General features: G+C 67.4%; 17 protein-coding genes. 7 read left to right on the top strand and 10 right to left on the bottom strand.

Annotated elements, in window-relative coordinates:
• Positions 1-12 precede the first annotated feature (12 nt).
• A complete protein-coding gene (gene bla / locus J2Y49_RS16625) occupies positions 13-900 on the top strand; it encodes a class A beta-lactamase (RefSeq protein ID WP_310115973.1) in 888 nt (295 codons plus the stop codon).
• Between the two features lie 6 nt (positions 901-906).
• Here bla and J2Y49_RS16620 read toward each other — a convergent pair whose 3' ends face one another.
• From J2Y49_RS16620 to J2Y49_RS16600, 5 genes are all read right to left on the bottom strand, one after another.
• Entirely contained in the window at positions 907-1,140 is a 234-nt protein-coding gene (locus tag J2Y49_RS16620; RefSeq protein ID WP_310115972.1) for a hypothetical protein, read from the bottom strand.
• Positions 1,141-1,195: 55 nt separating this feature from the next.
• Positions 1,196-1,687 carry a hypothetical protein gene (locus J2Y49_RS16615; RefSeq protein WP_149224746.1) on the bottom strand — a complete coding sequence of 164 codons (492 nt, stop codon included), beginning with the start codon at positions 1,685-1,687 and terminating at the stop codon, positions 1,196-1,198.
• A gap of 21 nt (positions 1,688-1,708) precedes the next feature.
• A complete protein-coding gene (locus J2Y49_RS16610) occupies positions 1,709-3,754 on the bottom strand; it encodes a serine/threonine protein kinase (protein ID WP_310115971.1) in 2,046 nt (681 codons plus the stop codon).
• A 147-nt stretch (positions 3,755-3,901) separates the two neighbouring features.
• Positions 3,902-5,509 (bottom strand): sensor histidine kinase, encoded by a 1,608-nt coding sequence (locus J2Y49_RS16605; protein WP_310115970.1) that lies wholly within the window; start codon positions 5,507-5,509, stop codon positions 3,902-3,904.
• 353 nt (positions 5,510-5,862) lie between these two features.
• Complete coding sequence (locus tag J2Y49_RS16600) at positions 5,863-7,698, bottom strand: class I poly(R)-hydroxyalkanoic acid synthase (protein ID WP_310115969.1); 1,836 nt, start codon at positions 7,696-7,698, stop codon at positions 5,863-5,865.
• A 297-nt stretch (positions 7,699-7,995) separates the two neighbouring features.
• On the opposite strand from J2Y49_RS16600, the gene J2Y49_RS16595 reads away from it, so the two are divergent.
• Positions 7,996-8,412, top strand: coding sequence for a hypothetical protein (locus J2Y49_RS16595; protein WP_310115968.1), 417 nt, complete (start codon positions 7,996-7,998; stop codon positions 8,410-8,412).
• A gap of 200 nt (positions 8,413-8,612) precedes the next feature.
• Here J2Y49_RS16595 and J2Y49_RS16590 read toward each other — a convergent pair whose 3' ends face one another.
• Positions 8,613-10,028, bottom strand: coding sequence for an HlyD family type I secretion periplasmic adaptor subunit (locus J2Y49_RS16590; protein ID WP_310115967.1), 1,416 nt, complete (start codon positions 10,026-10,028; stop codon positions 8,613-8,615).
• A gap of 84 nt (positions 10,029-10,112) precedes the next feature.
• Positions 10,113-11,744: an ATP-binding cassette domain-containing protein gene (locus J2Y49_RS16585; RefSeq protein ID WP_310115966.1), complete on the bottom strand. Its 1,632-nt coding sequence runs from the start codon at positions 11,742-11,744 to the stop codon at positions 10,113-10,115.
• A 469-nt stretch (positions 11,745-12,213) separates the two neighbouring features.
• On the opposite strand from J2Y49_RS16585, the gene J2Y49_RS16580 reads away from it, so the two are divergent.
• The 3 genes from J2Y49_RS16580 to J2Y49_RS16570 all read left to right on the top strand — a co-directional run bounded on the left by J2Y49_RS16580 (position 12,214) and on the right by J2Y49_RS16570 (position 15,081).
• Complete coding sequence (locus J2Y49_RS16580) at positions 12,214-12,741, top strand: peroxiredoxin (RefSeq protein WP_310115965.1); 528 nt, start codon at positions 12,214-12,216, stop codon at positions 12,739-12,741.
• A gap of 323 nt (positions 12,742-13,064) precedes the next feature.
• Positions 13,065-13,997, top strand: coding sequence for a PHB depolymerase family esterase (locus tag J2Y49_RS16575; RefSeq protein WP_310115964.1), 933 nt, complete (start codon positions 13,065-13,067; stop codon positions 13,995-13,997).
• Positions 13,998-14,004: 7 nt separating this feature from the next.
• Positions 14,005-15,081 carry a PHB depolymerase family esterase gene (locus J2Y49_RS16570; RefSeq protein ID WP_310115963.1) on the top strand — a complete coding sequence of 359 codons (1,077 nt, stop codon included), beginning with the start codon at positions 14,005-14,007 and terminating at the stop codon, positions 15,079-15,081.
• 197 nt (positions 15,082-15,278) lie between these two features.
• Here J2Y49_RS16570 and eno read toward each other — a convergent pair whose 3' ends face one another.
• Positions 15,279-16,556: a phosphopyruvate hydratase gene (gene eno / locus J2Y49_RS16565; protein ID WP_310115962.1), complete on the bottom strand. Its 1,278-nt coding sequence runs from the start codon at positions 16,554-16,556 to the stop codon at positions 15,279-15,281.
• Between the two features lie 148 nt (positions 16,557-16,704).
• Positions 16,705-17,490 carry an alpha/beta fold hydrolase gene (locus tag J2Y49_RS16560; protein ID WP_310115961.1) on the bottom strand — a complete coding sequence of 262 codons (786 nt, stop codon included), beginning with the start codon at positions 17,488-17,490 and terminating at the stop codon, positions 16,705-16,707.
• Positions 17,491-17,623: 133 nt separating this feature from the next.
• On the opposite strand from J2Y49_RS16560, the gene murJ reads away from it, so the two are divergent.
• Positions 17,624-19,174, top strand: a complete 1,551-nt coding sequence (murJ, locus tag J2Y49_RS16555; protein ID WP_310115960.1) for a murein biosynthesis integral membrane protein MurJ — start codon at positions 17,624-17,626, stop codon at positions 19,172-19,174.
• A gap of 1 nt (position 19,175) precedes the next feature.
• On the opposite strand, the gene J2Y49_RS16550 is transcribed toward murJ, so the two are convergent.
• A complete protein-coding gene (locus tag J2Y49_RS16550; protein ID WP_310115959.1) occupies positions 19,176-20,018 on the bottom strand; it encodes a sulfurtransferase in 843 nt (280 codons plus the stop codon).
• 258 nt (positions 20,019-20,276) lie between these two features.
• On the opposite strand from J2Y49_RS16550, the gene fliN reads away from it, so the two are divergent.
• Positions 20,277-20,579, top strand: coding sequence for a flagellar motor switch protein FliN (fliN, locus tag J2Y49_RS16545; RefSeq protein WP_014188019.1), 303 nt, complete (start codon positions 20,277-20,279; stop codon positions 20,577-20,579).
• Positions 20,580-20,679: the final 100 nt, after the last annotated feature.

Here is a 20,679-nt window from a genome sequence, read left to right as displayed (position 1 = left end):
AGGGTGGCCGCAATGATCGGAAGACGGGGTTTCCTGGTGGCGACGGGTGGAGCACTGCTGCTCACTGCAAGTGCGGCGCAGGCGTCGAAAGGAAAGGAGTCCGCGACCAATGGGCTGGCGGAGCGCTTGGCGGCCCTGGAGGAGCGGACCGGCGGACGACTGGGGGTCGCGGTGCTCGACACCGGAAGCGGACGGCTGCAGGGCTGGCGCGTGGACGAGCGGTTCCCGATGTGCAGCACCTTCAAATTTCTATTGGCTGCCGCCGTGCTGAAATCGGTGGACCAGGGCAAGGAACGGCTGGACCGGCGAATCCCGGTGACGCAGGCCGATCTGGTGCCCTATGCGCCCTTCGCGGAAACCCGGCTGAACGGCACGCCGCCGACGGTGGCGGAGCTGTGCGAGGCGACGATGACGCTCAGCGACAATGTGGCGGCCAACCTGCTGCTGCCGGGCGTCGGCAATCCGGCCGGCCTCACCGCCTTCCTGCGGGGCATCGGCGACAAGACCACCCGCCTGGACCGCAATGAGCCGACGCTGAACACCGCCATCCCCGGTGATCCGCGCGACACCACCACCCCCGCCGCCATGGTGCGCAGCATGGAACGGCTGCTGGTGGGCGACGTGCTGCATCCGGAGTCCCGCCGGCAGCTGGCCGACTGGATGATTGCCAACAAGACCGGCGACAAGCGGCTGCGCGCGGGTCTGCCGGCCGGCTGGCGCGTCGGCGACAAGACCGGCACCGGCACCAACGGCACCGTCAACGACATTGCCATCCTTTGGCCGGAGAACCGTCCGCCGCTGCTGGTCGCCAGCTACCTGACCCAGACGGCGAAGGACTTCAAGCAGCACGATTCGATCCACGCCGAGGTGGCGCGGGCGGTTGCCGGCATCGTCGGCTGACGCAGCTCAGAGGGGCGTATCGGCGGGGGCCGCATGCGGCGGCCGGGCCCATCTTACGATGGCGCGTACGGCGTTCAGGGCGTTCACATTGTCCTGAATGGGGAAATGCCGCCGCAACTCGACGACCGCCGCCCATTCGCCGCTTTCGTGAAACGCCTTCTGAATGGCGGCGGCTTCATCCTGGCTGACGCTGAACATTCCGACCCCTCGGCCGACCTTGCGGACCGTGCCGCCGATCATGCCCCGCGGCCGGGTCCGGTTGCAAGGGGGGCCTGCCGCAAGGGGGCGCGTTCCGTCACGCGCCTTCCATTTCGGCGCCCGGCTCCAGGCCGCCGGACTCGTCGAAATAGTCACCGGCGACGTCCGGCCCCCATTCCTGGACCAGCGCCACCTTCTTCTGCTTCAGCACCTCCACCCGCTTTTCGGCGCGGGTGACCTCCATGCCGGCGACCAGCGGCGGGATGCCGTAATAGAGGCCCCAGCCGACGGCGGCGGCCGTATACATCACCAGCCAGGCCAGCGGGTCTGCGAAGATCTTCGCGGCGGCGCCGATGGTGTGCTGGTGCTTCCACAGATCGATGGCGAAGGGCATGCAGCCGCAGAAATTCAGCCCGCCGACGGTGATCGGCGCCGACTTGTCGGGATCGCGGTCGACGACATAGGCGACGATGGTCGGGATCATGCCCACCCCGAACAGGATGGTGGTCGGCAGCACGATCAGCGCCGCCGGGATGATCAGCAGGATCAGGGTGAGGGCGCCGCCCTTCTTCTTTTTCTTGCGCGCCATGGCGATCCCCCCGTTGTCCGGTCAGAAGGCGAAGAACAGGATGATGCCGGCGACCAGCACGGTCGACAGCAGGCTCGACACGATGGCGGCGACCTGCCGGCCCGACGTCTCGATGATGGCGTTGCGGTCGGCGATGGTGTGGCGGATCTTGTCCATCTCCGCGTCGGCCTCGCGATAGGCGATCTGCGCCGCCTCGAATTCCAGCCGGTCGCGGCGCAGCGCCTCGGGGTCGTCGACCACCTTCAGCAGCTCGGTCAGCCGGCCGTTGTGCGCGGCGGCGTCGGCCATCTTGCGCACCTCCTGCTGCTGGGGCCGGTTGTGGAAGCGGCGGAAGGCGGGATCGAGCAGGGCCACCACCCAGGAGGCCAGATGCGTCAGCCCGTCCACCCCGGTGCGGGCCTGGATGTCGGACAGGATGGTCAGCATGGCGATGACCCGCCGCATCGGCTCCACCCCGCTGCCGAGCTGGGTGAACAGCAGCTCGTCCCCCCGCTTGTTGCGGGCGCCGAGGAAGGCGGCGACCTGGCGGTCGATGGGGTCCTTGTGCCGCTCGCCCCCCGCGGCGATCCAGTCCAGTGCCCGCAGCAGTTCCGCCGGCGTCGTCGGCAGTTGCTTGGCCACCAGGGCGCTCATGCAGGGCATGGTCGGGTTCATCTCGTACAGCACGCGCTCCACCCCCAGCCCGTGGGATGAGCGGTCGAGGAAGCCGCGCAGCTGGTCGAAGGTCTGCACCAGCGGCACGAATTCCGGCTTGAAGTCGGTCTGGACATTGACCCAGAACATCGGCAGCTGGTTGGCGATCACCTCCGCCACCGCCTGGGGGGATTCGCCGCGCATGAAGGCGTCGGCCAGCATGGTGGCGATGCCGTCCGGCATCATCGCCCGGCTGCGGTAGCGGATGGGGGCGGTGGGGTCGAGCGCGATGCAGACGCGCGCCACCAGCCGGTCGCCCTGGCTGCCGCCCTTGCCGCTGGACGCGGTCTGGATGGCGTTGCCGACCGCCTCCGCCCGCACCTCGTCGCCCATCGACCGGCGCAGCCATTTGTCCAGCTCCCCGCTTTCGATGACGCTGGCGGCGGCGGGGGCATGGCGGGCGAAGGCGCGGGCCAGCGTGCGGCAGTGCCAGTATTCGGCACCCTGGAATTCCAGCGGCCGGGCGGCGCGGCGGGAGATCTGCGGCTGTTTCGGGCTGAGGCGGCGGCCGGCCACCCAGAGGTCGAGGTCGTTCAGGGTCCAGCGCTGCTTGGGATCGTCCACCAGCAGGCCGCGCACCACCTCGTTGATCGCCAGCGGCAGACGGAGTTGCTGGACCAGGGCCGGGTAGGAACCGCGCTCCATCTTCGCCTGCAGAACGGCGTCGTCGTCCAGCCCGGCCAGCGGGTTGCGGCCCAGCGCCAGGATCAGCAGGGTGACGCCCAGCGAATAGAGGTCGTCGGCGATGGTGCCGGTGCCGCGGCCCGCCGGGTTGGCCATGCCGCGCTCGATCGTCTCCAGCAGGACCGGCTGGCCGTATCCGGGCTGTGTCGACACGCAGTCGCCCAGCATCAGCCCGCCGCCCGCGAGATCCCGGTAGAACAGGTTGGTCGGGCGGATCGCGCCGTGGATCACGCCGCGGCTCGACAGCTCCTTCAGCGCCGACACCAGCGGGTGGATGATCTGACGGGTCAGCTGGTCTTCCGGCATCGGGTCCAGCGTGTCGGTCAGCGACCCCATCAGCCGCTTGCCGCCCGGCCGTTCGAACACCAGGCAATAGCGCCGCCCGCGGTCCTGCGGCCAGTCCACCAGCCCCCAGTCGAGCAGCCGCATGTGGGTGGTGTTGTCGAGGCTGCCGACGGTGGAGCAGATGTCCATCCGCGGCAGCATCGCCGCATGGCAGATGATCGCGAAGGGCTCGATCCGCTTTTCGCGCAGAGCCTTGGCGGCGAAGGCGTTGCCGCCGACGGCATTCAGCAGGGGGATCGGTGCGCCGGGCTGGATTTCATAGCGTTCGGCGAGCTTGACGGGTTCGGCATTGCCCATCGCTGCCGCGGCGGTTCCCATCGTTCCAGTCTGGGCGTCGGAAGGCATGGACGGCGGATCCCCGGGGCGTGCGAATGTGCGCAGGCCTTAGGTGGCGTGAAAAGGGCAAACAAACCCTTAACGTGCGCGTGCGTAACACTATCGGATTGGACCGGACAGGAAAACCCCACTGCGAAGCGGCGCGGAGGTTTCGCGTCACGCCGCCGCCCGTTCCTCCTCGACGCGGAATGACAGCCGTAGGGAGGTGCCGGCCTCGGCACCCCAGTCCGGCGTCGCCCCGACCTGTCCGGCCAGCATCGAGATCAGCCGCATGCCGGATGACCGGGTCCGGTTCGGCGACAGCCCGACCCCGTCGTCCGACAGCCGCAGGCGAACCTCCCCCGGTGCCAATACTGCAAGGTCGAGGCTGATGGTTCCGGCCTGGCCGGGAAAGGCATGCTTGGCGCTGTTGGTGATGAACTCGTTGGCGATCAGGCCGAGCGAGACGGCGGTGTCGTGGTCGACATGGACTTCGCCGACCGCCGCTTCGAAGCGGATGCCCCCGGCATGACCGCGCCCATACAGCGCGACGGAGTTTCCGCACAGCTCGCGCAGATAGCCGCCCAACTCGATCCGGCCGATCAGCTTGGCCTCGTACAGCCGGCTGTGGACGAGTCGGAGCGCTTCGATGCGGCCTTCCAGCTCCTTCAGGATACGCTGGGTCTCGTCGCTTCTGCTCTGCCGGCTTTCCAGCGCGAGCAGGGCCATGATCGCCTGCAGGTCGTTCTTCACCCGATGCTGCAGCTCCCGCATCGAGGTCATCCGCTGCTCTTCCGCTTTGCGCAGCTGGTCCGTCGCCTGCCTCATGCTGTCATAGACGGACGTCAGCTCCTCCATGTCGGCGGGCGGCGGCGGTGGCAGGGTGGCGCCCGGCGTCTGCATCGCGTCCGCCATCCGCGCCAGACCGACGACGGAGCGGGACAGCCGGCGGGCATAGTGCAGGACCAGCAGCGATGCGGCCCCGAGAGCGAGGCCGCAGATCGCCATGCTCGTCCACAGCGACCGACGCAGCGGTTCCTGGAAGAAGGCGGCGGGTGCCGCGAAGGTCACCGTCCAGCCGGAAACCGCGGAGCGCGAGAAGGCGAGGGACAGAATCTCCCCCTCCAAAGCCGGGCCTTCCGCCCGTCCTTCGGGTGCCGACTGGATCGCCTCTCTCATCCAGTCGCGGACCGGCTGGCCGACATACCGCTCGCCGGCGCGGGTCCGGGCGATGACGATGCCGGTCCGGTCGACGATGCCCGCCACCCAGCCTGCAGGGACCTGCTGGTTGCGCAGGAGATCTTCCCATTTGGATGCCGCGACCTCCGCCACCAGCGCGAAGCGCCGGCCGTCCCTGACTTGGACCGGCACCAGGACCGCCGCGACGGGGCTCTTCGAAACCGGATCGTACATCAGGCCGGTGACTTGGGGGTGTCCGCTGCCGATCACCTCGGCGATCTGGCTGGAGATATCGGCCGGCTGGGGCGCCGGGGTTCCATAGGGGACCGCGGTGGTGAACAGCGTTGCGCCGTCGGCAGCGCGCAGGCTCACGGCCGACCAGTTGGGATGCATCGCCTGGACGGTCCGGGCGATGCGGCGGAGCTGTTCCGGATCGCCGCCTTCGGTCACGGCCGCGCCGATGCTATCGAGGGCCGCCCTGGTGACGAGCAACTGCTGGTCGAGGGCGACGGACAGGGCGCGGGCGGTCACCGACATCTCGGCTTCGGCGAAGTCGCGCTGCTTGGAAAGGTTGTAGATGATCAGACCGATAGCGATCAGCGCCATTGAAACCAACGCGGTGACCACGATTCCAAGCAGATGGGAGCTTATGTTCCGTTGTGTCGGTCGCGCTCCGAGGAAAGGATCAGGAGAGAAGATCAAGCTCATGTCTCAATTGCCCGGTGTCGGATCCTGCTGTCTTCGGCATCCCTGTTCGCCGGCGGCTGACGGCGTCGAAGGTCCGTCTTGTTTGAAGGGTTGGTTAACCATGGCATATCTATTGGCCCGTTCTCCTTGATCCGAGTCAATTTGGGGGGCGCGGACTCGGAACGGGGTCTGGACGGGAGCCCGACGCGCAAAGAAAAAGCCCCTCTCCGGTTGGGAGAGGGGCTTTCGACAAGGTAACGCGTTCGTCGGGCTTACTCGTTCTTGACCTTGACGTAGGAGCCGGGGGCGTCTTCCAGGGCGGGAAGGGCGCCGTCGCCGGGCTGCCGGGCCGGGACCTTGCCGTCGGCGAACTGGCCGACCCACTTGTTCCATTCCGGCCACCAGGAGCCGGAGGTCTGGGTCGCCTTTTCCAGCCACTCGTCGGAGGTCTTGGCCAGCTTGTCGCTGGTCCAGTAGCAGTACTTGTTGGCCGCCGGCGGGTTGACGACGCCGGCGATGTGGCCGGAGGCGCCGAGCACGAACTTGACCGGGCCGCTGAACAGCTGGGCGCCGCTGTAGGTGCTCTTCCACGGGGCGATGTGGTCTTCGCGGGCCGACAGGAACAGCGACGGGACCTTGATCTTGCCCAGGTCGATCGGAACGCCCTTCAGCGTCACGGCCCCCGGCTGCGCCAGCATGTTCTTCTGGTACATGTTGCGCAGGTAGAAGCTGTGCATCGCCGCCGGCATGCGGGTGCTGTCGCCGTTCCAGTACAGCAGGTCGAACGGGAACGGGTCCTTGCCCAGCAGGTAGTTGTTGACGACGAACGACCAGATCAGGTCGTTGGCGCGCAGCATGTTGAAGGTGGTCGCCATCTTGGAGCCGTCGAGATAGCCCTGCTCGGCCATCTGCCCTTCGATGAAGGTCAGCTGCTCCTCGTCGATGAAGATCGACAGTTCACCGGCTTCGGTGAAGTCCAGCATGGTGGTGAAGAAGGTCGCCGACTTGATGCGGTCGTCCTTCTTGGCCGTCATGTAGGCCAGCGTCGAGGCCAGCAGCGTGCCGCCCAGGCAATAGCCGATGGCGTTGACATCCCGTTCGCCGGTCGCCTTCTCGATGGCGTCGAGCGCCGCCAGCGGGCCTTCGACCATGTAGTCCTCGAAGCCCTTGGCCGCCAGCGTCTCGTCCGGGTTGACCCAGGACAGGACGAAGACGGTGTGGCCCTGGTCGACCGCCCACTTGATGAAGCTGTTCTTCTCGCGCAAGTCCAGGATGTAGAACTTGTTGATCCAGGGCGGCACGATCATCAGCGGGCGCTTGTTCACGTCCGGGGTGGTCGGCGTGTACTGGATCAGCTGCATCAGGCTGGTCTGGAAGACGACCTTGCCCGGCGTGACCGCGATGTTCTTGCCCAGCTGGAAGGCGTCGTAGTCGGTCATGGAGATGCGCAGCTCGCCCTTGCCGCGCTCCAGGTCCTTCAGCAGATGCTCCAGGCCCTTGACCAGATTCTCGCCGCCGCTCTCGATGGTGGCGCGCAGGACCTCCGGATTCGTCATGACGAAGTTGGAGGGCGCCATCGCGTCGACGAACTGGCGGGTGTAGAAATCGACCTTCTTGGCCGTGTGGTCGTCCAGCCCCTCGACCTGATTGACGGTCGACTGCATCCACCGGGCGCTCAGCAGGTAGGACTGCTTGATGAAGTCGAACAGCGTGTTCTCGTCCCAGGCGGCGTCCTTGAAGCGGCGATCGTCCTTGGCGGGTGCGATGACCGGCTGCGTCTCCTGCCCGAAGAAGCGCTGGGTGGTGCGCTGCCACAGGGTCAGGTAGTCCTGCCACAGCGACATCTGCGCCTGCATGAGCTTGGCCGGGTCGGCCATCATGCGGGTGGTCATCTCCAGGAAGGCATGGCCGACGCCCATCGGGTCCGGGCTCTTCGGGCCGGCGCCGTCGGATGCCTGGCGCGCGAGGAATTCGGAAACCAGCCGCTGGCTCTGTTCGGCGATGCGGGTCATCGCCCGCGACATCTCGACCGGGTCGGGCAGCTTGACGTCGGGCACCTGGGGGGAAGCCGGGGTGGAAGCCTGAGGGGGGGCCTTGGTCTCGGCCATGTGCACGGTCCTTCTTCTTTGGGCGGGTGTCGCGTCGTCGGTCACGTCGTATCGGCCACCGTGGTCCGTATGGCCCAGATAGGGCTTTGGGCCTTGCTGACGGGCGGCTATACAGGCTTGCAGTTGATGTTGTCAGCGGGCGTTCTGCACCATGTCGCTGTGGGTGGCGTGCGGCGGTCCGGCCTTCTGGTGCGGTGCGGGAGAAATCCGAAACCTCTCATACACCGCTGGTGTGAACATTTCATTTCACGGATCGTCGCACAAGTGCGGCGTCGCGGCCAGACACGGGGAAGGATGATGGTGACGGGCAGTCAGGAGGGCGGTCGGGGCATCGCGGCGACCGCACGGGTGTTCGGCACCCTGATCTTTGTAATGCCAATGGTTTTCGGGCTGACGGCCTGCAGCGACCGGGCGCTGGACACCGGCCTTCTGGGCGCCGTCACCGGCCAGCCTTCGCCGGTCAGCGACAATACGTCGCCCATCCGCGGCATGAGCGGCGAGCGTACGGAATATCCCAACCTGGGCACCGTGCCTGCGCGCCCGACCGATCTGACCACGGAAGCGGAGCGCCAGCAGGCGATGGACCGTCTGGCGCAGGACCGTGCGGCATCGCGCCGCACCAAGGAGCAGACGGAGGCGATCCAGGTGCCGGAACCGCTTCCCACCCCGATGGCGGTCCCGCCGCGGCCGGATCTGCGGCCGGGCAGGGATTGAGGGGCTCGGGTAAAGGAAAAGCCCCCCGTGCCGGATGGCCGGGGGCTTTTTTGTGCGGGGAGGTTTCGGCTTCGAGTGCCCCCACCCCGACCCTCCCCCGCTGGGCAGGGGAGGGGGTAAGTGCTTGTTTGGGAGGGCAGCGGAGTTCCCTCCCCTGCGTAGCGGGGGAGGGTTAGGGTGGGGGTCTAACTTCCCACCCATCACTCTTGGATGAAGGCCTTCACGTAGGACTGGCTCAGCGGCTGGATCAGGTAGTCCAGCGGGGTGCGGGGGGAGAGCACGATGCGGGCTTCCACCGGCATGCCGGCCTTGATCTTCAGGTGGCCGACCTCGTGGGAGTCCGCGTCCTTCAGGCGGATGCGGGCGAGATAATAGTCCTGGCGGGTGGCGTTGTCGGTCAGGCGGTCGGCCGAGACGTAGGACACGGTGCCGTCGATGGTGCCGACGACGCGGCTGTCATAGGCGGTCAGCTGCACTTTCACCGGCAGGTCGACGGCCATCGACTTGATGTCCTTCGGCTGGATGCGGACCTCGGCCAGCAGGGCCTTGTCGTCGGGGACGATGTCCAGCACCGGTTCGTTGGCGGTGATGGTGCCGCCGACGGCGGGGTGGCCGTAGATCACGACGTTGCCGGCGTCCGGCGCCTTGATGGTGCGGTTGTCCAGGCGGTTCTTGGCGTCGCGGATCTGCTCGGCCAGCTTCTGGGCGTCGCCGCGGGACTTTTCCAGTTCGACCAGCACCTTCTCGCGGAAGTCGCTGCGGCGGCGGACCAGGTCGCCCTGGGCGTCGACCGCCTGCTGGCGCGACTGGGACATGCGGGCTTCCAGCGCATGGTCCTGGGCGTGCAACTGGGCATTCTCCTTCTGCGCCGCGACCAGCTTGGTGCGGGTGGAGTTGCCGCGGTCCAGCAGGCCCTGGGTGATCTGGATGTCCTCGTCCGACAGCTTGATCTCGCGGGCCAGGAAGGCGCGCTGCTGTTCCAGGCTGCGCACCTCGTCGCCCAGCGTGGCGATGCGGTCCTGGGTCAGCTTGGCCTCGGTCTCCAGCTGGTTGCGGCGGACGTGGAACAGCTTCTCCTGGTTCCGCATGGCGTTGTCGACCGCCGGCTCCTTGGCGCGGCGGGCGGTCAGCTCGGCCGGCCATTCGATCGCCGGCTTCTCGAACATCTCGGCGGACAGGCGCGCCTCGGTCGCCAGCGTGTCGAACAGGGCGACGTTCAGCATCTCAAGCCGGGTCTGCGCCTCGGTGCTGTCCAGTTGCATCAGGACCTGGCCCGCCTCGACCCGGTCGCCTTCCTTGACCAGGATGGCGCTGATCACGCCGCCCTCGGTGTTCTTCACCACCTTGCGGCCGGTTTCAGGGGCCAGCGAGCCCATGGCGCTGATCGCGCTGTGCAGCGGGGCCACCGCCGCCCAGCCGGTCATGCCGCCGAAGCCGACCGCCAGGACCAGGAAGCCGCCCAGCAGCAGGCTGCGCACGCCCGTTTCCGGCATCGCCGCCCGCAGCGCGTGGATCGAGGTGATGGTCGCGGTCTTGCGCGAAGGCTTGCCGGCGGGGGTCTCGGGACCGGTGTCGGAGGAGAGCGAGGCGGGGAAACTGGTGGTCATCGTGGTCATGGGACTTCCTTGGCTCTGTCGGGTCGGGCGTCGCCAGCCGGGTAACGGGGCCGGATGCTCAGGGCTTGGGGGCGGTGCCGGCGGTCAGCCGGCGGCCCCTGCCGTGGCGGCGGACGGACCGGCCTGAGGGCCGAGATTGCGAAGGCGGGCGAGGTTGACGGCGCCGGGCTGGGCCTGCTGCTGCTCCGGACGCGGCAGCTCCATCGCCATGCCGTTCTTCAGGACGTAGGTGTGGTCGGCCATGTCGACGAAGACCGGGGCGTGGGTCATGACGATGGTGGTGGCCCCGCGCTGCTTGGCGGCCGCCACGAAGGCGCGGACGGCCTTGATGCCCAACTCGTCCAGGCCGGCGGTCGGCTCGTCCAGCACCATCAGCGGCGGCTGGCCGAAGGCGGCGCGGGCAAGACCGATCAGGCGGGCGCTGGCGCCGGTGATCGGGGACAGCGGGTCGTTGACCTCCGTCTCGTAGCCCATGGGGAGGCTTTCGATCCACTCGTGGATGCCGACGGCCTTGGCGGCCTCTTCCACCTGTTCGCGGGTGGCGCTGGTGAAGCGGGCGATGTTGTCGGCGATGCTGCCGGGCAGGAGATCGACCTGCTGCGGCAGGTAGCCGATGCCCTGTTCGGGAGCGTCCGGGGTCAGGGTGGCGACGGACAGGCCGCCGAGCCGCACCGTCCCCGCCGACGGGAGGGCGACACCGGCCAACAGGCGGGCCAGGACCGACTTGCCCGAGCGGTTGGGACCGGCGATGCAGACGGTCTCGCCCGGCTCGATCGAGAGATTGACGCTGCGCAGGATCGGCTTCTGGTCGCGGGGGGAGACGAACAGCAGGTTCTCGACGGTCAGACGCTCGCTCTCCACCGGGACGGCGGGACGCTCCGGCTCACGCGACAGGCGCTTCAGCAGCGGCAGCAGGCGGCGGACGGCCTGGGCGGAGCGGACCAGCCCGCCCCAGGCGCCGGCGGTCTGTTCGATCGGGGCGAGGCCGCGGCCGACCAGCATCGAGGTGGCGATCATGCCGCCGAAGGACAGGTGCTGCTCGATCACCAGCCAGGCGCCGATGCCCGTCACGGCGATCTGCAGGACCATGCGAACCCACTTGGTGGCGGCGCCGATGGAGGCGCTGCGCTCGTAGCCCTGGTTCTGCAGGGCGCTGGCGGTCAGGAAGTCGCGGTTGACGGCATCCAGCGCGGTGTCGCCCATGCGCAGGCCGCGCACGGTGTCGGACCGGGAGGCCAGGGCCTCGAACAGCTTCTGGGCGCGGCCGGCCGGCAGCTTGCTCTCGTCGTTGACGTCCTTGACGGCCACATAGCCGATCCAGCCCATCACCGCCATGATCGCCATCGACACGACCAGGACCAGCGCCAGCATCGGATGGATCACGTAGATGCCGATGACGTAGAGCGGCGCCCAGGGCAGGTCCATCAGCGCCGGCAGCGACGGACGGCCGAAGGCGGCCTTGAGTTCCATCAGGTCGGCGAGCGGGCCGTTATCCGGACGGCCGCGGCCGGCGGCGTCCAAGGCGTCGGCGGTCAGCCGCCGGCGCCACCGCACCTCCAGCGCGTTGCCGGCACGGGCCAGCAGGCGCGACCGCACCATCTCCAGCACGCCGCTCAGCGTCAGCGCGATGACCACGATGAGGGTCAGCATGATCAGAGTGTCGTAGTTGCCGGACGGAATGGCCCGGCTGAACACCTGAAGCGAATAAAGCGGCATGGCCAGCATCAGAGCATTGATGGTAGCGCTGAAGATAAATGTACTAACAAGTACCCTGGTAAAATAGCCGCGGTTGAAAGCCGCTTCCGGCTTATCGATGCCGGTCCCTTGCGTAGTGTTGGACTTGGTCGAAATAGGCATAAACAGCCCTCCAATTGTCACCGGTCGGCACAGTGCCCACTGGATGCAGGCGAGCTCAGGGAACGCGATCTTGGTAAATGGGACCTTAACATTCGCGGGCGTCACAGGATTGCCACGGGATGCCACCACTTTTGCGCAGCTCTACCCCTGTCTTGGCTGCTCCTACGGTCCGTCTTGCGGCATTTTGCCGGAAGGGGGGCGTGACTTATTGCCGGTTGGAGGCGGCGAGGGGAGTCGGTATCGTGACCGGCGTCGGACCCGGCAGGTCCGGATGCGGCGCGGTTCGCCCCATTGGCCGACACAGTCGAAACCATATCCGGAGATGAGGATGGAAGGGCGCAAGGTCCCCTCGGTGGTGTTCAAGACCCGTGTGCGCGACGAAAGCGTGGACGGCCCCAACCCGTTCCGTTGGCAGGACGTGGCCAGCGACGAACTGTTCAAGGGCAAGCGCGTCGTTCTGTTCTCGCTGCCCGGCGCTTTCACGCCGACCTGCTCCAACGAGCAATGCCCGGCCTTCGAACGGCTTTACGACGAGTTCAAGGATCTCGGCGTCGACGAGGTCTATTGCCTCAGCGTCAACGACGCCTTCGTCATGTTCCAGTGGGGCAAGAGCCTGAACCTGAAGAAGGTCAAGCTGATCCCCGACGGTTCGGGCCACTTCACCCGCCGCATGGGCATGCTGATCGACAAGGATCATCTGGGCTTCGGTTTCCGGTCCTGGCGCTATGCCATGGTGGTCAAGGACGGCGTGGTCGAGAAATGGTTCGAGGAGCCCGGCATCAACGACGACGGCGAGAACGGCGATCCCTACGGCGAATCTTCGCCGGAGAACGTGCTGGCCTATCTGCGCAGCTGAAGCCGCCGAGTCGGCGCGCGATGACGGAAGGCCGGCGGGGCTGGGGCTCCGCCGGCCTTTTCCGTGCCCACCGAAAGCCATCGAGCCCCGTTCGGGTGCCTTCGGGTTGTGAAGCGTCCTGCATGTGCGTGCATCGGATGGCGTCGAATCCTTTTCAATAGACAAATGTCATTGTCTTGCTACCTTCCGCATCGATTACCGCGGATGGGGCGTATCAGGTGGCATCGTATCGGCAGTCCCGGAATTCCCTGGTTGCATTGATTGCGGCGCTGACGCTGCTTGCTGCTTTCGCCGACGGGCCGGACGCCAGGGCCGGTGAAACGGTGCCCCCGCTCCTGCCGCGCAAGGTCGTCATCGAAAAGAGCTCGGCGTCGGGTCTGGCGGCGGGTGCCTTCATGGCGCTCCAGTTCCATGTCGCCCATTCCACCGAGATCGCGGGAGTCGGCCTGGTTGCCGGCGGTCCGTTCCTCTGTGCCGCGGAGAATCCGCTGCTGGCGGCGTCCTGCATGCAGGGCAACGCGCTCTGGCCGCGCGGGCAGTCGCTGTACGAGGCGGCGCAGCCGCTGGCCGCCGCCGGGGCGATCGATCCGCTCGACCGTCTGCCGGAGGCGCAGGTCTATCTGTTCAGCGGCCGTGCCGACATGGTGGTGAACCGCAAGGTGGTGGAGGAGGCGGAGGCCTTCTATCGCGCCGCCCGCGTCCCGGCGAACCGGATCCGCCTGGAAGCGGGTCTGGAGGCCGGCAACGGCTTCATCTCACCGGGCGCGCCCAACGACTGCAACGCCAACCGCAGCCCCTACGTCAACGCCTGCGGCGACTACGACCAGGCCGGACGGATACTGTCGCACATCTATGGCGGCCTGAATCCGCCTGCCCCGGACCTGCCGGCGGCAAGCCCCTTCGACCAGACGCCTTTCGGCGATCCGGAACGAACCGGTCTGGCGCCGGCCGGCTACGTCTTTGTGCCGCCGGCCTGTGCGGGGGGATCGGCCTGCGCCGTGCACATCGTCTTTCACGGATGCCGCCAGTCCGCGGCGGAGCTAGGCGACGCGGTGACCACCGGTGCCGGCTTCAACCGCTGGGCGGCCAACAACAATCTGATCGTGCTCTACCCGCAGCTGTCGCCCGGCCGTTCGGCGGACCCGGTCGCCTGCTGGGACTGGATTGGCACGACAGGGACGGATTACGCGACGAAGGGCGGGGCGCAGATCGCCGCTGTCCATGCGATGTTGACAACCCTTGCAGGGCAAAGGTGACCCTCTCATGACCATTTCCAATAAAGTCATTTTGAAATCGGCGCTGGCGGCATTCGTCGTTCTCGCGCCGCTTACCGCTGCGGCGCAAAACAGCGCTCAGATCAAGCTGTCCGATCTGAAGCTGAAGATCGATCCGGCGCAGACCACGGTGTCTGGTATTTCCTCCGGCGCCTACATGGCCGGCCAGTTCCAGGTCGCCTATTCGGGCCTGGTCAAGGCGGCGGGCCTCGTCGCCGGTGGCCCCTATGCCTGTGCCGAGGTGTCGGAGGGCGGCATCGCCCCGGCAGTGGTGGCGCTGAAGCGTTGCATGGACGTGGCGATGGGCGCGCCGAATGTCGACGCGCTGGTCGCGAACGCCAAGGCCCGCGAGAAGTCGAAGGACATCGACCCGCTGTCCAACATGGCGTCGTCGAAGATCTATCTGTTCAACGGTGACAACGACGTCACGGTGAAGCGCCCGGTCGCCGACGCCACCGACCAGTTCTACAAGGCGTTGGGCGTGCCGGAGGCGAACGTCTCCTATGTGAAGCTGCCGAAGGCGGCGCATGCCTACATCACCGACGGCTATGGCGCCGCCTGCGACTTCATCCCGAAAGAGGATGAGAAGAGCGAGTACATCAACAACTGCCAGTACGATCAGGCAGGAGCCATCGTTCGCTTCTTCTATGCCGACGCCAAGATCCCGAATGCTCCCGCCGCAGCCCGGCAGCCGCAGTTGTTCAACCAGGGCCCCTTCGTCGGCGACACCAGCCGCAGCGGCATGGCCAAGACCGGCTATATCTATGTTCCGGAAGCCTGCGAGGGCGGCAAGCAGACCTGCCGCATCCATGTCGCCTTCCACGGCTGCAAGATGGCGTCGAACCTGATCGGCGACCATTTCGCGGTGAACGCCGGCTACAACCGCTGGGCCGACGTCAACAACATCGTCGTGCTGTATCCGCAGATCGACGCCAACGCCAAGCCGTCCTCCAACCCCAAGGCCTGCTGGGACTGGTTCGGCTACACCGGCTACGACTTCGCCCGCAAGGGTGGCTTCCAGATGACCGCCGTCCGCAAGATGATCGGCGCACTGGCCGGGGAGTGACGTCCGGCGGCGGGTGCCCCCACCCTACCCTCCCCCGCTGGACGGGGGAGGGGGTAAGTGCTTGTTCGGAAAGGCAGCGGCAGTCCCTCCCCCGCCCAGCGGGGGAGGTTAGGTGGGGGCAAGCGAAGCCCGCACCCCACCAACAAAAAAGCCCCTCTCCGGCAATCCGGAGAGGGGCTTTTTTCAAATCAGCGCATTCAAGCCTTCAGGATGCCGCGGCCGGCGAAGCGGGCGGCGACACCCAGCTGCTCCTCGATGCGGATCAGCTGGTTGTACTTGGCCAGACGATCCGAACGGCTCAGCGAGCCGGTCTTGATCTGGCCGCAGTTGGTGGCGACCGCCAGATCGGCGATGGTGCTGTCCTCGGTCTCGCCAGAGCGGTGCGACAGGACGGCGGTGTAACCGGCCTTGTGCGCCATATCGACCGCTTCCAGCGTCTCCGACAGGGTGCCGATCTGGTTGACCTTCACCAGGATCGAGTTCGCCACGCCTTGGCGGATGCCCTGGGCCAGACGCTTCGGATTGGTGACGAACAGATCGTCGCCGACCAGTTGCACCTTGGAGCCGATGGCGTCGGTCAGCGCCTTCCAGCCTTCCCAATCGTCCTCGGCCATGCCGTCCTCGATCGAGATGATCGGGAAGCGGCCGACCAGATCGGACCAGTAGGCGACCATCTGCTCCGGCGACAGCGACTTGCCTTCACCGGCCAGCTCGTACTTGCCGTTCTTGAAGAACTCGGTCGAGGCGGCGTCGAGCGCCAGCATGACGTCGTCGCCCGGCTTGTAGCCGGCGGCCTCGATCGCCTTCATGACGAAGCCGAGCGCCTCGTCGGTGGAGCCGATGTTGGGGGCGAAGCCGCCCTCGTCGCCGACATTGGTGTTGTGGCCGGCGTCCTTCAGCTTCTTCTTCAGCGACTGGAAGATCTCGGAGCCCATGCGGATGGCGTCGGCGCCGGTTTCGGCACCCACCGGCATGATCATGAATTCCTGGATGTCGATCGGGTTGTCGGCATGGGCGCCGCCGTTGATGATGTTCATCATCGGCACCGGCAGCAGCGAGGCGAAGGCGCCGCCGACATAGCGGTAGAGCGGCAGGCCGGCATCCTCGGCGGCGGCGCGGGCGACCGCCAGCGACACGCCCAGGATGGCGTTGGCGCCGAGCCGGCTCTTGTTCTCGGTGCCGTCCAGGTCGATCATGGCGAGGTCGATGGCGCGCTGGTCGTCGGCGTCCAGGCCGGCGAGCGCGTCGTAAATCTCGCCGTTGACGGATTCGACCGCCTTCAGCACGCCCTTGCCGCCGAAGCGGCCCTTGTCGCCGTCGCGCAGTTCGACCGCCTCGTGGGCGCCGGTGGAGGCGCCCGACGGCACCGCGGCGCGGCCGAAGGCGCCGCTGTCCAGCGCAACGTCCACTTCCACGGTCGGGTTGCCGCGGCTGTCCAGGATTTCGCGGGCGTGAATCTCGGTGATGACGCTCATGGTGGGTCGATCCTTCGAGGAAAGGCAGCCGCGTTATGGTCGCGGGCCGCGTTTTGGGGCGCGCAGGCTTGATAGCCCCGACGTCCGGGCGATGCAATATCTGCTTCGGCTTACAACCACGCGAAAATGCGGAGTTTTGCCGCGGAAATCAGAGAAATCCCTCCATCATCGCCGCGAATTCGGTCGGGCGCTCGGCATGCAGCCAATGCCCGACCCCCTCGATCATGCGGATTTCCGCCTTGGGGAAATGGCTGCGGATGGCGTCGTGATGCTCCGGCCGGATATAGTCGGACGCACCGCCGCCGATGAACAGGGCAGGGCCTTCATAGCGGGCGCCGGCGAAATCGGGAAAGCCGATCAGCCCCTCCATGTTCGCGCCGATGGAATCCAGGTTGATCCGCCAGGAAAAAACGCCGTTCTCCAGCACCAGATTCTGCATCAGGAAGGAGCGCAGCGGCGCCTCCGGCACGGCGCCGGCCAGCTGGGACTCCACCTCCGGCCGGCGGGTGACGCCTTCCAGCTTGGCCGCCTTCATGGCTGCGACGTAGGGGGCGTGGGTGTGGGTGTAGGCGACGGGGGCGATGTCGGCCACCACCAGCCGCTCCACCCGGTCGGGATGGGCCAGCGCCAGCGCCATGGCAACCTTGCCGCCCATCGAATGGCCGACCACCGTGGCGCGGGCGAAGCCGCGGTCGTCCAGGAAGCGCAGGACGTCGGCCGCCATCTCCGGGTAGCTCATGCCCTCGGCCCAGGGCGCGCCGCCGTGGTTGCGCAGGTCCAGCGCATAGACCCGGCGTGATTCGCCGAAGCGGCGGGCCAGCGTCTGCCAGTTGCGCGCCGACCCGAACAGGCCGTGCAGGACCAGCATCGGCGTTCCGCCGTTGGCTTCGCCGGCTTCCAGATAGGTCAGGGGGAGGGCTTGCTGCTGCGGCATGTCGGAGGCCTTCGACCTGTGGTGTCGGGAGATGCGTTCTGGACGAATGCGGGCGGCGATCCTATGACGAACGCGGCCGTGCCGCTAGGATGCCGCCCGGCCAATTCTGCACCACAAGAGCGACCCTGCCATCGTGTTCCGTCATATCCTGTCTGTCGGCGGCCTGACCCTGGCCAGCCGGGTGCTCGGTTTCCTGCGGGACGTGCTGACCGCGGCGCTGCTTGGTGCCGGGCCGGTGGCCGACGCCTTCTTCGTCGCCTTCCGGCTGCCGAACCATTTCCGCGCCCTGTTCGCGGAGGGCGCCTTCAACTCCGCCTTCGTGCCGCTGTTCTCGGGCAAGCTGGTGCAGGACGGCGCAGCATCCGCCCGCCGGTTCGCCGACGAGGTGATGACCCTGCTGGTCATCGTGCAGTTGGTGCTGCTGCTGGCGGTGCTGGCCTTCATGCCGCAGTTCATGACGGTCTTCGCCCCCGGCTTCGCCGACGATCCGGAGAAGTTCCGGCTGGCCGTTCTGTTCACCAGCATCACCTTCCCCTATCTGCTGCTCATCTCGCTGGTGTCGCTCTATGGCGGCGTGCTGAACAGCATGAGCCGCTTCGGGGCGGCTGCCGCGGCACCGATCCTGATGAATCTCTGCCTGATCGCGGCGCTGGTGGTGGGCACACCGCTGATGCCCAGCGCCGGCCACGCGCTGTCCTGGGGCGTTTTGGCCGCCGGCGTGGCGCAGTTTCTCTATCTGGCCTGGGATGCGCGGCGGGCAGGCATGACCTTGCGGCCGGTGGTGCCGCGCCTGTCCGCCGACGTGAAGCGCTTCCTGACGGTGCTGGGGCCGGCGGCGCTGGGGTCGGGGCTGACGCAGATCAGCCTGTTCGCCGACACGCTGATCGCCTCGGCCCTGCCGACGGGGGCGGTGTCCTACCTCTATTATGCCGACCGGCTGAACCAGCTGCCGCTGGGGGTGATCGGCATTGCCGTGGGAACCGTTCTGCTTCCGGAAATGTCCAGGCGGATCAAGAGCGGTGACGAGGCCGGCGCGGTCGACAGCCAGAACCGCGCCATCGAGCTGTCGCTGGTGCTGACCCTGCCGGCGGCCATCGCCTTCCTGGTGGCGGGCACGCCGATCCTGTCGGTGCTGTTTCAGCGCGGTGCGTTCGGCCCGTCGGATGCCGCGGCCTCCGCCCTTACCCTGCAGGCCTATGCGTTGGGCCTGCCGGCCTTCGTGGTGATCCGCAGTCTGGTCAACGGCTTCTACGCCCGCCAGGACACGGCGACGCCGGTGCGGGTGGCGCTGGTGGCGGTCGGCATCAATGTGGCGTTGAAGCTGGCGCTGATGGGGCCGCTGGCCCAGGTCGGGTTGGCGGTCGCCACCTCCGTCGGCGCCTGGGTGAATGCCGGTCTGCTGGCGCTGCTGCTGCATCGGCGCGGCCTGTTCCGGGCCGATGCGCGCCTGACCCGCAACCTGCCGCGCATGGTGATTGCAGCATCCGCCATGGCCGGCGCCCTGTGGCTGGCGACCGAACGGCTGGCACCCTGGCTGGGTGCCACCGGGCTGTTCGAGCGGCTGGGCGGGCTGCTGGTGCTGGCGGTGGTCGGGCTGGCGGTCTACGCCATCGCTGTCGTGCTGCTGGGACTGGTGCGGCGCAGCGACCTTGGCCGTCTGCGCCGCCGTCGCGCCAAGTCGTGAATCAGCCTTCGCTCTGCAGCGGGCGTTCCGGGTCGGCGCTCCATTCCGACATGGACCCGTCATACAGCCGCACACCGGCCACGCCAGCGATCTCGCTGAGCGCGAACCAGGATACCGAGGCGAGGTGGCCGGTGTTGCAGAAGGTGATGGGCTGATCCTGCAGTGGCAGCCCGGCTTGGTCGGCCATCGCCTTCACCGTCTCGGCCGAAGCGAAGCGATGGTCCGCGGCGGAGAAGAGCGGGGCGATGTCCAGGTTCACCGCGCCGGGGATGGTGCCGGCGGCGCGGGCCTGCGGGCTCTTGGCCTTGCCGGCGAACTGCTCGGCGGAGCGTGCATCGTGCAGCGGCGTGCCGCCAGCCTTCACCGCCGCTTCGACCTCCTCCAGCGTGGCGCGCAGGTCGCTACGGGGGCGGGCGGAGAAGCCGGTCGGCTTGCGGTCCGCCGGCAGAGGATTCACCGCGCCGCCGGCCGCGGTCCAGGCGGCGAAACCGCCGTCCAGAACCGACACCGCGTCATGCCCCAGCATCTTGAAGGTCCAGTAGACACGGGTGGCGTTGCCCATGTCCGACGCATTGGCGCCGGCGGCCACCAGCACCACATGGTCGCCGTTGCCGATGCCGAGACCGCCGATCAGCCCCTCAAGCACCGCCGGTTCCGGTAGCATCCCGGCCCCGCCACCGACCACAGTCCGCCAGCCGGCCGTTGCGTAGTCGGAATGAACCGCTCCCGGAATGAAGCCGCCGCTGGGCGGGGTTCGCACGTCCAGGACGACGATTCCTGGGCTGCCGAGCCGGCTTTTCAGCCAGGAAACGTCCACAAGCGGGGAAATGCTGCTGTCGGTCATCACGGCGAATCCGGTTCCGGTTGGTCTGTGCCATTGCCTTGCAGCCGTCGTTACCCAATCGTAACGAATGATCCGGCAAGATGGCTGATGCCCGCGTGGCGGGCGGACGGACAGTGTGGGCGAAGCTCCGGGGTGGGGAAAGCCCAATCTTGTCGCAAAGTCTGCCGGCCGGTGGCGTTGCCCGGCCACCCGTCCGGGGTGTAGAGTAAGCCGTTCGTGTAAATGGCGCCCTCTCGCGGCGCGGGAGCTTGGACATCCATGGCCAACATCGACGACCTGCTCGGCGCGCCCGATCCCAACGACGGCGATGCATCGTCCTTCGCCATCGGCGATGCGCCGGTGGAGATCAAGGTCGTCATCGGCACCGCCATGCTGCGCGTCCGCGATCTGCTGAAGCTGGGCCGCGGCGCCGTCGTCGAACTCGACCGCCATCTGAAGGATCCGACCGACGTCTATGTCGAGGGCGTTCTGGTCGCCCGTGGCGAAGTGGCGATCATCGACGACAAGATCGGCGTCACCCTGACCGATTTCATCAAGTCCAGCCGCGAATGGAAGCGTTGACCGCCGCGTTCCCACCTTGGGGATGCTTCATTCGGTAGCAGCCGCGCTGATGCTGGAGTCTTGACGGCGGGCGATGGCATCTGGTCTCGTTGTGCGCGGT

Origin of the sequence: Azospirillum sp. BE72, assembly GCF_031455875.1 — a bacterium.
In the GTDB taxonomy this organism is placed as follows: Bacteria; Pseudomonadota; Alphaproteobacteria; order Azospirillales; family Azospirillaceae; genus Azospirillum.
The sequence above is the reverse complement of the archived record's forward strand: the minus strand, read 5'-3'. Positions and strand labels throughout refer to the sequence as shown.

Bases quoted from the DNA above. Each gene is read 5' to 3' on its own strand.
- bla (WP_310115973.1), top strand. From the start codon at position 13: ATGATCGGAAGACGGGGTTTCCTGGTGGCGACGGGTGGAGCACTGCTG.
- J2Y49_RS16620 (WP_310115972.1), bottom strand. From the start codon at position 1,140: ATGATCGGCGGCACGGTCCGCAAGGTCGGCCGAGGGGTCGGAATGTTC.
- J2Y49_RS16615 (WP_149224746.1), bottom strand. From the start codon at position 1,687: ATGGCGCGCAAGAAAAAGAAGAAGGGCGGCGCCCTCACCCTGATCCTG.
- J2Y49_RS16610 (WP_310115971.1), bottom strand. From the start codon at position 3,754: ATGCCTTCCGACGCCCAGACTGGAACGATGGGAACCGCCGCGGCAGCG.
- J2Y49_RS16605 (WP_310115970.1), bottom strand. From the start codon at position 5,509: ATGGCGCTGATCGCTATCGGTCTGATCATCTACAACCTTTCCAAGCAG.
- J2Y49_RS16600 (WP_310115969.1), bottom strand. From the start codon at position 7,698: ATGGCCGAGACCAAGGCCCCCCCTCAGGCTTCCACCCCGGCTTCCCCC.
- J2Y49_RS16595 (WP_310115968.1), top strand. From the start codon at position 7,996: ATGGTGACGGGCAGTCAGGAGGGCGGTCGGGGCATCGCGGCGACCGCA.
- J2Y49_RS16590 (WP_310115967.1), bottom strand. From the start codon at position 10,028: ATGACCACGATGACCACCAGTTTCCCCGCCTCGCTCTCCTCCGACACC.
- J2Y49_RS16585 (WP_310115966.1), bottom strand. From the start codon at position 11,744: ATGCCGCTTTATTCGCTTCAGGTGTTCAGCCGGGCCATTCCGTCCGGC.
- J2Y49_RS16580 (WP_310115965.1), top strand. From the start codon at position 12,214: ATGGAAGGGCGCAAGGTCCCCTCGGTGGTGTTCAAGACCCGTGTGCGC.
- J2Y49_RS16570 (WP_310115963.1), top strand. From the start codon at position 14,005: ATGACCATTTCCAATAAAGTCATTTTGAAATCGGCGCTGGCGGCATTC.
- eno (WP_310115962.1), bottom strand. From the start codon at position 16,556: ATGAGCGTCATCACCGAGATTCACGCCCGCGAAATCCTGGACAGCCGC.
- J2Y49_RS16560 (WP_310115961.1), bottom strand. From the start codon at position 17,490: ATGCCGCAGCAGCAAGCCCTCCCCCTGACCTATCTGGAAGCCGGCGAA.
- J2Y49_RS16550 (WP_310115959.1), bottom strand. From the start codon at position 20,018: ATGACCGACAGCAGCATTTCCCCGCTTGTGGACGTTTCCTGGCTGAAA.
- fliN (WP_014188019.1), top strand. From the start codon at position 20,277: ATGGCCAACATCGACGACCTGCTCGGCGCGCCCGATCCCAACGACGGC.